Source organism: Sporosarcina sp. E16_8 (genome assembly GCF_017347095.1).
GTDB lineage: Bacteria > Bacillota > Bacilli > Bacillales_A > Planococcaceae > Sporosarcina.
Genome location: NZ_JADPRZ010000004.1, coordinates 199,830 through 214,425 on the forward strand (window position 1 = coordinate 199,830; position 14,596 = coordinate 214,425).

General features: G+C 43.5%; 12 protein-coding genes and 1 tRNA gene. 9 read left to right on the plus strand and 4 right to left on the minus strand.

Annotated features, from left to right (window positions below):
• Positions 1 to 200 precede the first annotated feature (200 nt).
• Both I2484_RS05825 and I2484_RS05830 read left to right on the plus strand, forming a co-directional pair.
• Positions 201 to 1,943, plus strand: coding sequence for an ABC transporter ATP-binding protein (locus I2484_RS05825; RefSeq protein WP_207150087.1), 1,743 nt, complete (start codon positions 201 to 203; stop codon positions 1,941 to 1,943).
• Positions 1,924 to 3,753 (plus strand): ABC transporter ATP-binding protein, encoded by a 1,830-nt coding sequence (locus tag I2484_RS05830; RefSeq protein WP_207150088.1) that lies wholly within the window; start codon positions 1,924 to 1,926, stop codon positions 3,751 to 3,753. Before I2484_RS05825 ends, I2484_RS05830 begins: the two co-directional genes overlap by 20 nt.
• Positions 3,754 to 4,185: 432 nt before the next feature.
• Here the strand turns inward: I2484_RS05830 and I2484_RS05835 are convergent, their stop codons facing one another.
• Positions 4,186 to 4,656 carry a YusW family protein gene (locus I2484_RS05835; RefSeq protein ID WP_207150089.1) on the minus strand — a complete coding sequence of 157 codons (471 nt, stop codon included), beginning with the start codon at positions 4,654 to 4,656 and terminating at the stop codon, positions 4,186 to 4,188.
• A gap of 148 nt (positions 4,657 to 4,804) precedes the next feature.
• Positions 4,805 to 5,824 (minus strand): DUF2804 domain-containing protein, encoded by a 1,020-nt coding sequence (locus I2484_RS05840; RefSeq protein WP_207150090.1) that lies wholly within the window; start codon positions 5,822 to 5,824, stop codon positions 4,805 to 4,807.
• A 68-nt stretch (positions 5,825 to 5,892) separates the two neighbouring features.
• Here I2484_RS05840 and I2484_RS05845 point away from each other — a divergent pair.
• The 5 genes from I2484_RS05845 (at position 5,893) to I2484_RS05865 (ending at position 9,324) form a co-directional block, all read left to right on the plus strand.
• A tRNA-Ala gene (locus tag I2484_RS05845) sits at positions 5,893 to 5,965 on the plus strand.
• A gap of 209 nt (positions 5,966 to 6,174) precedes the next feature.
• On the plus strand, positions 6,175 to 7,704 hold the full coding sequence (locus I2484_RS05850) for a sensor domain-containing diguanylate cyclase (protein ID WP_207150091.1): 1,530 nt from the start codon (positions 6,175 to 6,177) through the stop codon (positions 7,702 to 7,704).
• A complete protein-coding gene (locus I2484_RS05855) occupies positions 7,650 to 7,955 on the plus strand; it encodes an ABC transporter permease subunit (protein ID WP_255551128.1) in 306 nt (101 codons plus the stop codon). The genes I2484_RS05850 and I2484_RS05855 overlap by 55 nt, the downstream gene beginning before the upstream one ends.
• Before the next feature lie 30 nt (positions 7,956 to 7,985).
• Positions 7,986 to 8,714 carry an amino acid ABC transporter ATP-binding protein gene (locus I2484_RS05860; RefSeq protein WP_207150092.1) on the plus strand — a complete coding sequence of 243 codons (729 nt, stop codon included), beginning with the start codon at positions 7,986 to 7,988 and terminating at the stop codon, positions 8,712 to 8,714.
• Between the two features lie 124 nt (positions 8,715 to 8,838).
• Positions 8,839 to 9,324: an amidase domain-containing protein gene (locus tag I2484_RS05865; RefSeq protein ID WP_207150093.1), complete on the plus strand. Its 486-nt coding sequence runs from the start codon at positions 8,839 to 8,841 to the stop codon at positions 9,322 to 9,324.
• A 394-nt stretch (positions 9,325 to 9,718) separates the two neighbouring features.
• On the opposite strand, the gene I2484_RS05870 is transcribed toward I2484_RS05865, so the two are convergent.
• Complete coding sequence (locus I2484_RS05870) at positions 9,719 to 10,564, minus strand: DegV family protein (protein WP_207150094.1); 846 nt, start codon at positions 10,562 to 10,564, stop codon at positions 9,719 to 9,721.
• Positions 10,565 to 10,731: 167 nt separating this feature from the next.
• On the opposite strand from I2484_RS05870, the gene I2484_RS05875 reads away from it, so the two are divergent.
• Entirely contained in the window at positions 10,732 to 11,325 is a 594-nt protein-coding gene (locus tag I2484_RS05875; RefSeq protein WP_207150095.1) for a nitroreductase family protein, read from the plus strand.
• A 209-nt stretch (positions 11,326 to 11,534) separates the two neighbouring features.
• On the opposite strand, the gene I2484_RS05880 is transcribed toward I2484_RS05875, so the two are convergent.
• The gene (locus tag I2484_RS05880) at positions 11,535 to 12,932 is read right to left on the minus strand and encodes a dipeptidase (RefSeq protein ID WP_207150096.1); all 1,398 of its coding nucleotides are present in this window, start codon (positions 12,930 to 12,932) and stop codon (positions 11,535 to 11,537) included.
• A gap of 166 nt (positions 12,933 to 13,098) precedes the next feature.
• On the opposite strand from I2484_RS05880, the gene I2484_RS05885 reads away from it, so the two are divergent.
• Positions 13,099 to 14,334, plus strand: a complete 1,236-nt coding sequence (locus I2484_RS05885; RefSeq protein WP_207150097.1) for a hemolysin family protein — start codon at positions 13,099 to 13,101, stop codon at positions 14,332 to 14,334.
• The last annotated feature ends 262 nt before the right edge of the window (positions 14,335 to 14,596 follow it).

Here is a 14,596-nt window from a genome sequence, read left to right on the forward strand (position 1 = left end):
ACGCTAAGAATGGTAGCGAAGCTGTTTGGCTTAGGGTGGGAGGCATCCCCTAAGCGGCGAAGCGGTATTCAATGAAATCATACAATTTAAGATATCCCATAATTCAGTCGAATCGACTATACACAACCGAGTAGCTGTGGCATAATAAGTTCTATCGAGAAGTAATTCGTAAAACGAAAGAGTTTCTGGGGGTCAAAAAAATGAAAACAGTTTTTTCTTATGCGTTGCCATATAAATGGCCTATCGTAATTGCATTAGTTCTTATGTTACTGGAATTATCTGTAGAGCTAATTCAGCCGATGCTCATCGCTAAAATTATCGACGATGGCATCATGGCTGGGAATGAGGCCGTTATTTGGACGTGGGGAAGCGTTATGATGGCACTGGCGTTTGTTGCATTCTTTTCTGGGGCCATCAATTCATTCTTCGCTGCACATGCGGCACAAAGCTTTGGGTTCGACTTACGACAGGCATTGTTTCGCCAAGTACAAGCATTTTCCATGGCGACATTTCTTCGGTTCCCGACATCGGGACTCATCACGCGCTTGACAAGTGATGTAACGATGGCACAAAACGTCCTTTTTATGGGACTTCGGATCATGATGCGTGCACCTTTGCTCGTAATTGGAAGTCTGATTATGGCTTTTTTCGTCAATGTGAAACTGGCATTATTCCTAGTAGTTGGGGCACCATTTTTGCTGATATTTCTTTATTTTATGGCTAAAAAAGGGGTCAGTTATTTTTCGCTAGTCCAGCACAGGCTTGACCGAGTAAACCGTGTCATTCAAGAAAACTTACAGGCTGTACGGCTTATTAAAGCGTTTTTACGCGGGGCTTATGAAGCAAGCCGCTTCTCAAAAGTATCTAATCTGTTAAGAACGGATACCGTCAAAGCGATGCGAATGATGGAGCTTATATTGCCCATCCTATTATTTGTTATGAACGCCAGTCTAATGGCTGTACTCTGGTTCGGTGCTATTGAAGTTCGTGATGGCGGCGCACAAGTGGGTGAACTAGTAGCAATTGTTAACTACGCAATGCGCATGACGGGTGCGTTCTCGATGTTCTCATTCATTATTGTGGCATTCTCGCGTGCAAAAGCATCTTCTGAGCGGATGGAAGAAGTTCTGCTTGCGAATGAAGACTTGGAAATCCATAGTTCGGAAAGTACAGGACTGTTGCGCAATGAAGGCGATTTGCAATTCGAAAACGTGTCGTTCGTGTATCCAGGTAAGTTGGAACCGATTTTAGATAACGTGTCATTCCACGTTTCACCGGGAGAAAAACTCGCTATTATGGGAGCGACTGGATCCGGGAAATCTACATTGCTTAATCTTATTCCACGTATATTTGAAAAAACACAAGGGAAGATCTATGTCAGTGGAACAGAAGTAGAGGACTGGCCGCTGAAAGATTTGAGGGATACAATCGGACTCGTGCCGCAGCAATCGATTTTATTTACAGGGTCGATTTTGGATAACTTGTCATGGGGCGATATGGAGGCGGATGTCGACGAATTGGAAGAGGCGGCTAAAAAAGCACAAATCCATGAATCAATTGATCTGTTCCCGCTAAAGTATGGAACGAGGGTCGGACAGAAGGGTGTTAACTTATCGGGTGGTCAGAAACAGCGATTATCCATTGCAAGGGCGCTCGTTCGGAAACCATCGATTTTGATTCTCGATGACAGCACAAGTGCGCTTGACGTGAAAACGGAAACGGCACTATGGGATGCGCTTGAAGGAGAAGAAGCGACTATGCTCGTTGTCACACAAAAAATCCGGACCGCACAAGGCGCGGACAAAATTCTTCTATTAGATGAAGGGCAAGTTGTTGGCTACGGAACACATGACGACCTGATGGAGCAATCCGCACTGTACCGGAAAATTGCGGAATCCCAATCCGATGAGGAGGTGGCGGCCGATGTTACGCGCAATTCGTAAACCGTTCGGCTACGAGCCGATTCTATCAAAGGAAGATATTAATGGCACCGGGAAGAAGAAAAAAGAGCGTGCAAGTAATTGGAAGTCAGTTCTTTTCCGGATTTGGAAACTTGTCGATGAACAGCGAGGACTACTCATTGCTGTGCTCGCACTTGTTTTCGTCAGTTCAGTCCTCGCGCTGCTTGGGCCGTTGATGATTGGGAAAATTATAGATAACTATATAATCCCGATGAAATTCGCGGGTTTAGGCGGCAGTATCGGGTGGCTTATCGCTATCTATATAGGCTTATCACTTGCGATGTATTTCCAAAACTATTGGATGGTAGGCATCGCACAACAAACCGTTTTCCGCTTACGGACGAGCTTGTTTGCCCATCTTCAGAAGTTGCCAGTCACATTTTTTGATAAACGGCAGCACGGTGAACTGATGAGCCGAATTACCAACGATATTGAAAACGTTAGCCAAACGCTGAACTCATCTTTCATCCAAGTATTTTCAAGCATCTTGACGCTGACCGGAACGTTTGGGGTCATGCTTTACTTGAGCCCTCTATTGACACTACTGACGATGATCATTGTTCCAGTGATGTTCGTAGCGATTCGGTGGATTACGCGCCGTACGGGACCTTTATTTAAAGAACAGCAGCAAGCAGTGGGCGAATTAAACGGAATGATTGAAGAAACAATTTCTGGCCAGCGCATTGTCAAAGCATTTTCACAGGAAGAACGTGTAATGGAAGAGTTTGCGCAGAAGAGTGACCGACTTCGACGAACCGGTTTCTGGGCGTTGACTTACTCTGGTTTTATCCCCAAAGTGATGAATATGTTAAACAACGCGAGTTTTGCGGTCGTTGCAGGGGTGGGTGGATTGCTTGCGTTAAGAGGGGACGGCGTTGTAACGGTCGGGACAATCGTCATCTTCTCGGAATTTGCACGCCAGTTCACGCGTCCGCTTAATGATCTTGCCAACCAATTTAACACAGTGCTGTCGGCAATCGCGGGAGCGGAGCGGGTCTTTAAGATTATGGATGAACCGGTCGAGAAGGATGAGGCGACAGAAAATGAGGATAGGATCCTCAGGGGAGACGTCGAATTCCGCAATGTATCCTTCGGTTATGCAGTCGAAACGGACGGCTATACAATTAACGATTTATCATTTCATGTGAAGGCGGGAGAAACGGCGGCATTTGTCGGGGCTACTGGCGCAGGGAAGACAACGATTATGCAGTTGCTTGCTAGGTTCTATGAAGTCGATAAAGGAGAAATCTATATCGATGGTATTCCGATTAGCAAGTTGCCACGGAAAACACTTCGTAGCCAGACGGCATTTGTTTTGCAAGATCCATTTCTTTTTGAAGCTACAGTACTTGAAAATATTCGTTATGGAAAACTTGACGCTACGGACGAAGAAGTCATCAAGGCGGCAAAACAGGCCAATGCGCATAGTTTCATTAGTCGGCTGGAAGATGGCTATGACACTGTATTAACGGCAGATGGCGGCGAAATTTCACAAGGGCAGAAGCAGTTACTGTCAATTGCAAGAGCGCTTGTTGCAGATCCAGTAATTCTCCTTCTCGATGAAGCCACGAGCAGCATCGATACGGTGACAGAGCTAGAAATCCAGGAAGCACTCGATCGCCTTATGGAAGGCAGGACCAGTTTTGTTATTGCACATAGATTGAACACCGTTCGGAAAGCCGATACCGTTTATGTTATGGAGCAAGGAAAACTGATAGAGTTTGGAAATCAAGAGGAATTGATTGAAAGACAAGGTGTTTTTTACAATATGTTGCTTGAATCGAAAGTATAGAAAAGCGTAAGCGGCCTGCCTAAACGCGGCAGGCATAAGGCGTGCCGGCGGAGTGGCGTACTTTGCCACATAGCTGGTATGACTTATGACCCGAGCTAGGCGCTGGAGTCTAGACAGTATAGAAAAGCGTAAGCGCCTGGGTAGCTCGTGAAGGAAAAAGGGAAAGATCCGGAAGCCGCACTTTGGCTTTTGGTTCTTTCATCTTTTCCACAGCGAGCTAGGCGCTGGAGTCTAGACAGTATAGAAAAGCGTAAGCGGCCGTTTCAAAGGAACGCAGCCTAAGTACGCCACCTCCTGTGACAACAAGGAGGGATGTAGTTCAATCCCTTCCCACTGCATGACCTACATCCTGTATAGGCCTAGGCACCTGGGAACCGGGACAATGGAAAAGGCTACAAGGACATTATCTCCTCGTAGCCTTTTCCATTGCTATTATTTCAAGTCTTCGATATCAAGCAACGTACCATCGTCAAAATCGACTTCAAGGTCAAACTTGGAGTAAGTTTCCAACCCAAACCACTGGAGAACCTTATCAATCACTTCTTGTTGGGGGGTATCTTTTGTGATTCGAATTTCTATAAACATTTTGTTCAGCTCATCCATCGCTTTATTATCTTTCAGTTTGACGTTCGTTAGTTTATTTTCATAATCCGCATTTGCTTTTTCGGCAACATCGTAATCAGCATCAATTGCATCTTTGCCATCGACATCGATTTCAAGATCGAATGACGTAAAACCAAATCCATTACCAGTTTCTATGGATCCACCGGCTTTCTCAGCCTCATTAATAATTACAGCATCTTCCCGGTTAGGTTTATCTGCATTTTTCCCGAAGTTGCCGCATCCGCTCATCAGCAATGCACCTGTAATCACGATTGTACCCGCCATATTCAATTTTCTCAAAATACTCACTGCCTTTCGGATCTGTTGTCTTATCTATTATTTTGCCTAATAAATCACTTTCTAAACAAAATACGTGTACAAATAAAAAAACCGGCATTTTAGCCGGCTAGTGTAAATAATGTATAATGTGCAATTTCAATCCTATTAATCACCATTTTGCGGTATGTTCTTCCGAAGTTCCAAGCATGTTGCGGATTTGTAGGGTGGAGCCGTCATGTAAGCGTACTGTCCCGTTAAAATAACCGACTACTTGATGGACTTCCGTGCGTACGAGCCGTACATTCGTCATAGAAACACGTTCAAAAAAAGGCGTAAATGTTATATTTACGGTATCTGAAAACTTTGTTCGGATTTTCCAAGGCATCATGAAGTTTTTATTGTTATATGTAAATAGAACATCCTCATGAATTTTAGTCATCAAACCATCAACGAACACTGCGTTTTCAGTCATGCCTGTCCCATCCGTCCATTTACCACCGAAATTAAGTCCAATGCGATGGCCACCAAGACGTTGCGATGCCATCGCCCAGTTCCAATCTGCTTTTCGCGGCCAGATACCTCTGCCATAATCGAGGACGGCAAAACTATAATCTGGATTGAAATCATACCGTTTGTCACCGATTTTAACGAACCCGGAAGTTGGCAATGAATGGTGCTTAGCTGTGAACTGGAAAATGTCCCTGCTCCTAGGTATAACAACATTCAACGATTCATCGTCGATGGGATGATCAATATGGAAATCTGCATGCAGTACTTCATTATCAAAATCTGGGATCGTCACGGACAAATGCGTTTCGCCTTGAATATGTATGATCTGGACAGTTAGGTTGTCATTCACGAATTTAACACCATCCAGCACGTTTTCGGGCATCTTCACATTACGCCCAAATGGAATCGTTATTTGCTTTTCATAAAACCGTTGCGTTTCATAATCCAAAATATAGACAAAGCAGACAGCTGCATAATCGAGATGGCTAATCGTTACGGAAAATAACAAATCTTCTCCGTACACACACCAATAATTCCACTTCTTCTTGCGCATGAAGTGGTTCTTGAGATTGCTTTGGATGAAGGGCTGACGTGCGAAGCCGATTGCATCTGGATTCAATAACCCTTTGTCGTCACACAACGCAACGGGTTCGGTAATTTCTCTTTCTGCATGCTGCATATAGACTTCCCCCTGCCTATTGTCTTTTTCGAATCATATTGCTATACTTCTTATTGTATCAAAGATACGGGGCATTAGCTCAGCTGGGAGAGTGCTTCGCTGGCAGTGAAGAGGTCAGGGGTTCGAGCCCCCTATGCTCCATATAGTTTTAAAATACGTAGAACCCTTGATATATAAGGGTTCTTTTTTTTAGAAATCATTAGTTCATTGTCATTTTATTTGCAAGCAAAATTAAAAACTTACTATTTCTTTACCTCTATGCTTTACTAGTACTTTATAGTGGGAGTATATTGAAATATGGGAATTTAGGTAGAAATGAACTACTGTTTTTTTGAGAAAGGAAATTCTGAATGGTCGGGGAAATTATATTGCCTTTTGATACTACTTTGGTAGAAGTGCTCGTAGATATGGTGTTTATCGTGAAAGTTGAAGAAGATTTTACCTTTACCTATGCCTTTTTTAATCACATGGCTCTTGAGAAAACCGACTTGGACCAAAATGCTATTGGCAAAACATTTAGCGAAGTGCATGATGAAGGACTTAGTATTTTATTGAACGACGAATATGGAAAAGTAGTGAACACTAACAAAACCAGGACTTATGAAGATTCCTTTAATTCACCTTCCGGAATCAAACGTTATTCTAAGGCTAGATTGACACCCTTATTCGACAAGGCAGGAGCATATACACATATTATTGCCGTTGTGAAAGACGTTACAAATGAAAAAGTTGCGAAACTGGAAAGTGAAGATTCTTGGAATAAGCTTGTTGAAAGTAAATCACGTTATCGCTCGTTGTTCGATAATAATACTGACGCCGTTTTTACGACCGATTTAAGTGGAGTTATTCTGAGCGGCAATACGGCTGTGGAAAAAATCAGTGGCTATTCGCTAGATGAATTGAAAGGTAGGGGACTTATCGAATTCCTTGATACAAATGACCCTATGTTTACCATTAAATCATTTCAACAGGTATTGGAGTATGGGCTTAATGATCATCGTATAACCTTACTTGAGAAATCAGGAGCAAGTGTCAGCTGCCTCGTCAACTTCACACCGATTGAAGTGCGGGATAAAATCGTAGGCATTTATGCAATTATGAAGGATTTAAGAGAATTGGATGACATGAGCAATAAATTCTTTGAAAGTGAAAAGCATTTTCGAATCATTGCAAAGAATGCCCAGGACGTCATCGTGTTGATAAATGACCAGCAGGAGTATCTCTACGTTTCTCCTTCCAGTAACCAAGTTTACGGATACGATTCCACGGAATACATTGGGAAATCATTGTCTTGGCATGTGCATCCGGAAGATGTGTCTCGTATGGAACAGAATTTTGTACAAGCACTTCGGGAAGCAACAACATGCAGTATACGTTTGAGGATAAAGCATAAGTTGAATGGATGGCTTTGGTCGGAATTAAAAGCCACCCCAGTTTATGATGAACGGAATAAGTTTAAACATATGGTGATGATTATACGCGATATTACGTTACAAAAAAAACATGAAGAGCAACTTGAGTATTTTGCATACCGTGATTTTTTAACGAATTTACCCAATCGTCGGTTTTTCACAGATCAGCTACTAATGGAATTGGATCATTTTCGGAATGGGAGTAATGCTTTTACGGTACTTCTTTTGGATATCGACCATTTCAAGGGTATCAATGATCAATATGGCCATGAAATGGGTGACTGTGTAATCGAGGAATTTGGTAGGAGATTATGTGGAAGTATACCCAAAGACGCTATTGCTGCCCGACTTGGCGGTGATGAATTCATACTGAAATCGTTCGTTCGGGAATTCAAGGGGTTCCGAAAGGTCAAATGGAAGCCGCGCGTTCATCGGGAATGTCGTACACGCAAGCTATGCGATACATAATATTACCGCAAGCATTTCGTCGTGTATTACCACCATTAGCGTCACAGTTTATTATACTAATAAAAGATTCGTCTTTAGTATCAGTAATTTCTGCGGCAGATTTAACGTTAAACGCAAAAAACCTCGTTGCCACATCGTTTCGTTCACTGGAAGTGTGGACGTTTGTTGCCGTAATCTATTTCATTATGACATTCAGCTTATCGCTGATAATCCGGTATTTCGAGAAACGATTGTTATCTCGCGAGGTGTGAGTATAAGCTAGTAGTGAGGGAGTGTCGTTTATGATTACCATTAAAAACGTTAATAAATCCTTTGGTGCTCATCAAGTGCTAACGGATGTATCACTAGAAGTACCGAAATCCAACGTAATTGCACTTATTGGACCAAGTGGTGCTGGAAAATCAACGCTCATTCGGACATTAAATGCGCTAGAACCAATTGATAATGGAGAAATAATTGTGGATGGCGTTTCCGTTCACGACAAAAAAACGGACATTAACAAAGCGCGCATTAATATCGGATTTGTATTTCAAAATTTCAACTTGTACCCATTCTTGACAGCGCTTCAAAACGTGACGATGGCACCGCTAAGGGTGAAAGGGATGAGTAAAGAGGCGGCCGAAAAGAGAGGGAAAGAGCTGCTTACCTCTCTTGGGCTTGGCGATAAATTCGATGCTTATCCTGGTAGGCTTTCGGGCGGACAACAGCAACGTGTTGCTATTGCACGGTCGCTTGCTATGGATCCACAAGTGATGCTTTTCGACGAACCGACATCCGCACTCGATCCAGAAATGGTGACGGAAGTGCTTGATGCGATTCGTAAATTGGCACACGATGGGATGACGATGGTCGTCGTTACGCATGAAATGGGTTTCGCCAAAGAAATTTGTGACGAAATCGTCTTTATGGCGGAGGGTAAAATTGTAGAAAAGGCTCCACCATCAAAATTCTTTACGAATCCAGATTCCGAACGGGCGAAGAATTTCTTATCTAAAGTGCTGAACCACTGATTTTCCAAGTGGTTTGGCTTTTTTTATTACCTGAACAATTTTATGCTCGCCCCACAGTTTCCTCAGGTTCAACGCATTCCATCCGCTTCGTTTTCATACGTTTAATGAAAGGAGGAATTGGATCATGTACAACAGGGAAGCGGCTGTTCGCTATGCGGATACGTGGTGGAATAGTCGTAATCCGGCATTTCCGGCATTCGATGTGGATTGTACGAATTTCATATCGCAATGTTTGCTCGCTGGTGGGGCACCCATGCATGGCTATCCAAGTCGTGGAAATGGGTGGTGGCTCCAAGGGGGGACGTGGAGTTTCAGTTGGTCAGTGGCACATTCGCTGCGCTGGTATTTAGCGACTTCAAAAAAGGGATTGACGGCAACACAAGTTGCAACAGCTCAGGAGTTAGGGCTCGGGGATGTCATTGCCTACGATTTTGAAGGGGATGGCAGATTTGATCATTCGACCATCGTCACCGCGAAAGATGGTTCAGAGCCGCTCGTTAATGCTCATACATTCAACGCGCAGCACCGTCACTGGGCATACAAAGATTCGTATATGTTCTCACCAAATGCAAAGTATGTCTTTTTTAAAATTAATGACCAATTTTCATAATGACTATAGTTGAGTATATAAGCGTAGAAAAGCAGTCCGTCAACTAAAGACGGACTGCTTTTCTACTGTCGAGCCTCCAGCTCCTAGAGGCTCAGAGGACCACAGGATGTGGGTCACGCAGTATGGAGGGATTAATTCGCATCCCTCCTTATTACCGCAGGACGCGGCGTACTTTGGCTGTGTTCCTTAATTTGCTTGTCAGGCTATAAAGGATTGTATTCCATCCTTCCCGGGCAAAGAACGCCGCTTGGGTCTGCAGGATGCAGGTCATGCAGTGGGGAGGGATTGAACTTTATCCCTCCTTGTTGCGACGCGATGTCGCGAACTTTAGGCTGCCTTCCTTTACTCGTCTTATGCCTGTCGCCCCTGAATAGGCGCTTGCGCTTTTGTTCCTTCAGTCAAACCATAAAACAGCCAGCGTACCCTCTCCGGCATGAACCGCGAGAACGGAACTAATATCTCCAATTTCCACTTCAAGATCGGGTATTTGTTCCATGATAAGAGTTTTTAAATACTCTGCCTTTTCTAAGACATTGCCTTGCATTAAATGAATTTTCGTTCGGCCAGGATGGTGGCCTGCGACTACTTTATCGACCAAGTATTGGAGAGCTTTTTTCTCGGACCGTACTTTGTCTACGGGTTGTAGTTCGCCTTCGGTCGTAATCTGGACAATTGGTTTCACTTTCAACAAGCTTCCGATGAAGAATTGAGCAGCGCTCATTCGACCACCTTTGTACAATTGTTCAAGCTGTCCCATTAAAATATAGATATGCATCGTGCCGGCCATTTTCTTAAGCTGGGCTTCAATTTCTGGAACAGTTGCGCCTTCGTCTTGCATTTCCATGCCTCGTTCAATTAATCCGGTCACTCCATAGGATAAGGAAAGTGAATCGATGAATGTAACAGGGAATCCAGAAATTTCAGAGCCTGCTATAGAGGAGGCAAGTGTCCCACTCATTTTACCGGACACGTGAACAGCAATTGCTTGTTCATACTGTTCCGCAATCACTTCGTACCGTTCGGCAAATGCACCCGCCGAAGGTTGTGATGATTTAGGGAATTCTTTAGCGTTCTTTATTTTCTCGTAAAGTTGCTGAGGATTCAAGTCGACACCGTCAACAAATTGTTTTTCACCAAAATGTATATTTAAAGGTACTGAAAAGAAGTCTGGATGTTGACGAAGTTCCTCTGAAATGTATGCTGTGCTGTCTACAATCCAAGCAATGGGCTTTTTTATCATGAATAAAATCATCCTTTTTCATTATAATATTTGCTGTTATTACTATACCATGGAAAGTAATAATCTTGTATTTTGAAAACATTAAATATGTGCGTATTCAGATGACTTCGCTAAAAATGAACAGTTAAGGTATAATGGTCGAAGTATGTGTAAAGGGGAAATGAGTTATGAATGAGCAAGCTTTGTCTGTCAGAGATGCGATTATTACGCGTCGTTCAATAAAGAACTTTAACGGCCAGCCGGTTGATCCGGAAAATATTGCTGAAATGCTTGAAGATGCAGCATGGGCACCAAATCATGGCAATCGTAATCCGTGGCGCTTTGTTGTAGCTGCTGATAAGGGATATGTGAAATTCCTCGATATTTTGCGTGAATATGGTGTTCCGAAATGGAAAGAACTTTCGGAAGAAGATCTTGAGAAAAAAATGAAGAATTTCACAGGACCTGGTGCAGTTGCATTTGTTATAGTTCCTGAGGACGTGCGTCAGAAAGAACGTCTAGAAGATTACGCAGCGGCGAGCATGTTCGTTCAGAACACACAGCTTCTCGCATGGGATAGAGGAATCGGTACATGCTGGAAAACACCCGGCTTCCTGGATAACCCTAAATTCAGAGATGAACTTGGCGTTAAACCAGGCGAACGTATAATCAGTATGCTTCAATTCGGTTATTATGATGAAAGACCAAAGGCCCGTCCACGTAAGCCACTTGAAGAATTTGTCACGTATTACGGACAGGAAATCGAAGAAGAAGAAGCATAATGGTATTGGGGTAGTTTTTGCTCGGATTGCATTTGTTAATGCAATCCGGGCCTTTTTTTGCAGTTCTGTACCGGGGTCGTCTAGTGGCCCATGCGTTGTTTAGTTAGGCTGAAGCGTTGAGAAGTTGGGTCTGGATGTTGTTAACTTTGTTGAAAGTGTTGCTTAGTTCTAAAAAACCGGACCCTCGCAAGGAGAATCCGGCACATGTATCACTTTTTCAATTCATCTTTCTCAAAGCCGGCAATTTCGTAATAATAATCGCCGATGACACGCAATCCTTGGTCGAAGTTTTCCAAATGGAAGTGTTCGTTCGGTGCGTGGAAGTTTTCCGACGCTAGCCCGAAGCCCATCAAGACGACTGGCAACTCTAGGATTTCATCAAATGCTGCAACGATTGGAATTGAACCGCCACCACGTGTGTAGGCAGTTGGTACATTGTACACTTTTTCGTATGAACGTCCTGCAGCCTGGATTGCAGGGTGGTCAAACGGTGTAATGAACGGTTTCCCTTTATCGAATTCCGTTACTGTAACCGTTACGCCAGCTGGTTTATATTTTTCGATATGCGCTTTCAGTTTTTCAATGATTTCATCTGGATCCTGGTCAGGAACTAAACGGCATGTAATTTTTGCGCCTGCTTCGGCTGGCAATACTGTTTTAATGCCTTCGCCTGAAAATCCGCCAAATACGCCGTTCACTTCAAGTGTCGGGCGGGTCCATGTACGTTCAAGATACGAATATCCTTTTTCGCCAAACAGTTCTGTCACGCCAATTTCTTCTTTCAATTCATCTTCGCTAAAGCCAAGTGCTTGGTAGGCTTCGCGCTCTTCATCTAATAGAGGGCGGACATTTTCGTAAAATCCTTCAATTGCAATCGTTCCTTCTTGGTCACGGAACGAGGCGAGTACTTCTGCAAGCGCATGAATTGGGTTTTGGACGCCACCGCCATATAAGCCGGAGTGAAGGTCGCTTTTAGCACCTTGCACGTCAATTTGCACGCCGCATAGACCGCGAAGTCCGTAGCAAACTGCGGGGTGTCCTGGTCCTTGCATACCCGTATCAGAAATGACTATGATGTCAGCTGCAAGCTTGTCTTTATTGGCCTCGATATATTTTTCGAGATTTGGACTGCCGATTTCTTCTTCGCCTTCAATGATGAACTTCACATTGACTGGTAAACTGCCTGTTTTCCGGATGAGTGCTTCAACGGCTTTCACATGCATGAACACTTGTCCTTTATCATCACTAGCGCCGCGCGCATATAATTTGTTATCGCGGACTTCGGGTTCGAATGGTCCCGTTTCCCATAAATTTAGCGGATCAACCGGCTGTACATCGTAATGGCCGTAAACTAGAATTGTTGGTTTTCCTTCTGCGTGGAGCCAATCACCGTAAACAACCGGCTGTCCGTCTGTCTCGTCGATTGAAAGGTTTTCAAGTCCTGCTTCTTTGAATGAATTCAACAGCCACTCCGCAGCTTGTTGCATATCGTTTTTATGTTCGGATAAAGCACTAATACTTGGAATGCGAAGGAAGTCTTTTAATTGTCCAAGATGTTTGTCCCGTTGTTCTTTAAAATACTCGTCAAGTGTTTCTAAATGATTCAACACAATCCCTCATTTCAAATAATTTCGTGAATAGAAATAGTATAGCAGATGATGTAGATAGTGAGTTAGAAAGATGAATGTAAGTATGAATAATATGGTATGCTATTTGAAAGTTATTAATTGGCTGAATATATAAATATGAAATCATTTCCGGGAGGAATCGCTTTTGTTTATCGCACTTGGATTATTTTTATTCCTGTCATTTTACTTGTCAGGGAGTGAAACAGCGCTTACAGCAGTAAACAGGAGAAAGGTACAGTTTCGAGCAAATCAGGGAGACGTGCATGCGATCAAGCTGCAGAAACTGATTTCGAAACCGGATCGCATGATTACAGCAATACTTATCGGAAATAATATCGCGAATATTATGATGCCGACTTTAGTTACGATGATAGCGATTGATAAGGGGCTTAGCGTAGGTGTCTGGACGGGAGTTCTGACCGCTATTATCATTGTCTTCGGCGAAGTATTGCCAAAAACGATTGCAGCAACATTTTCTGAGCGCGTCTCTTACATGGTTTCGCCGTCGATTATGCTACTTGTAAAGTTATTAACGCCGCTGACAGCTTTGCTTGGATTGTTCACAAATATCTTCATCCGTATCATCTCGAAAGGAACTGTAACGAAAGCTACGCTCACAAAAGATGATCTCCGTTCGATGGTTGACATTGCTTCTATAGAAGGAACGTTTGAGATGGATGAATCGAATCGTTTGAAGGAAGTACTCGACTTTGCAGAAAAAGACGTGTCCGATGTCCTTGAAACACACCGGATGGATATCGTCGGATTACCGATTGAAGCGACGTATGAAGAAGTCCGTGACACCATTTTGGAGCACTCTTACACGCGTTATCCTGTCTACGAAGATAGTATGGATACGATTTTAGGCGTGTTTTATTCTAAAATGTTAATTAAATGGTCGATTGATCCCGAGCAGACTCTTGGTGATTTAATTGACCGCAATACGTTTTACGTTGTGCAGTCCGCTAGCGTTGAGAGAGTATTCAAGATGATGCTATCGAAAAAGAAACATATGGCGATCGTTCTGGATGAATACGGCGGAACGCTAGGCATGATAACGCATGAAGATATTATTGAAGAAATGATTGGTCAGGACATTGAGGATGAGACGGATGATGACGAGGAAGTATTTGTCTATGAAAAGACGGATACTAGCTTAATCTGTCATGGCAGGCTTGAAATTGTGGATGCGATGGAGTTACTCGGTATTGAATTGCCAATGGATCATGAGACGCTTGGAGGATTTGTTCTGCAAGAGCTTGGTCACGTTCCAGAAGAAGGCGAACGCTTTACATACAATCATCTGCGTTTTGAAATCGAGGAAATGGAACGCAACCGGATTATTCGTATGACAATTACAATCAGTGAAGGTGAAAATTAATTAACAAGCATATCTCCGTAACCGAGTAAAATGGTTACGGAGATATTTTTTTCATGTTGAGCTCCGGGCGCCAGCCGCTCGGGTCATAAGCAATCCAGCTATGTGGCAAAGAGCGCCACTTCGCTGGATCGTCTTATGCCTGTCGCGTCTAAACGGCGCCCTCCGCTTTTCCTAGTGTCCAGCTCCTTGCGCCAGCCGCTCGGGTCATAAGCAATCCAGCTATGTGGCAAAGTGCGCCACTTCGCTGGATTGTCTTATGCCT

Excerpts from the sequence above, each read along its gene's own strand:
- I2484_RS05860 (WP_207150092.1), top strand. The coding sequence starts at position 7,986 with ATGATTACCATTAAAAACGTTAATAAATCCTTTGGTGCTCATCAAGTG.
- I2484_RS05850 (WP_207150091.1), top strand. The coding sequence starts at position 6,175 with ATGGTCGGGGAAATTATATTGCCTTTTGATACTACTTTGGTAGAAGTG.
- I2484_RS05865 (WP_207150093.1), top strand. The coding sequence starts at position 8,839 with ATGTACAACAGGGAAGCGGCTGTTCGCTATGCGGATACGTGGTGGAAT.
- I2484_RS05825 (WP_207150087.1), top strand. The coding sequence starts at position 201 with ATGAAAACAGTTTTTTCTTATGCGTTGCCATATAAATGGCCTATCGTA.
- I2484_RS05840 (WP_207150090.1), bottom strand. The coding sequence starts at position 5,824 with ATGCAGCATGCAGAAAGAGAAATTACCGAACCCGTTGCGTTGTGTGAC.
- I2484_RS05870 (WP_207150094.1), bottom strand. The coding sequence starts at position 10,564 with ATGATAAAAAAGCCCATTGCTTGGATTGTAGACAGCACAGCATACATT.
- I2484_RS05855 (WP_255551128.1), top strand. The coding sequence starts at position 7,650 with ATGGAAGCCGCGCGTTCATCGGGAATGTCGTACACGCAAGCTATGCGA.
- I2484_RS05875 (WP_207150095.1), top strand. The coding sequence starts at position 10,732 with ATGAATGAGCAAGCTTTGTCTGTCAGAGATGCGATTATTACGCGTCGT.
- I2484_RS05830 (WP_207150088.1), top strand. The coding sequence starts at position 1,924 with ATGTTACGCGCAATTCGTAAACCGTTCGGCTACGAGCCGATTCTATCA.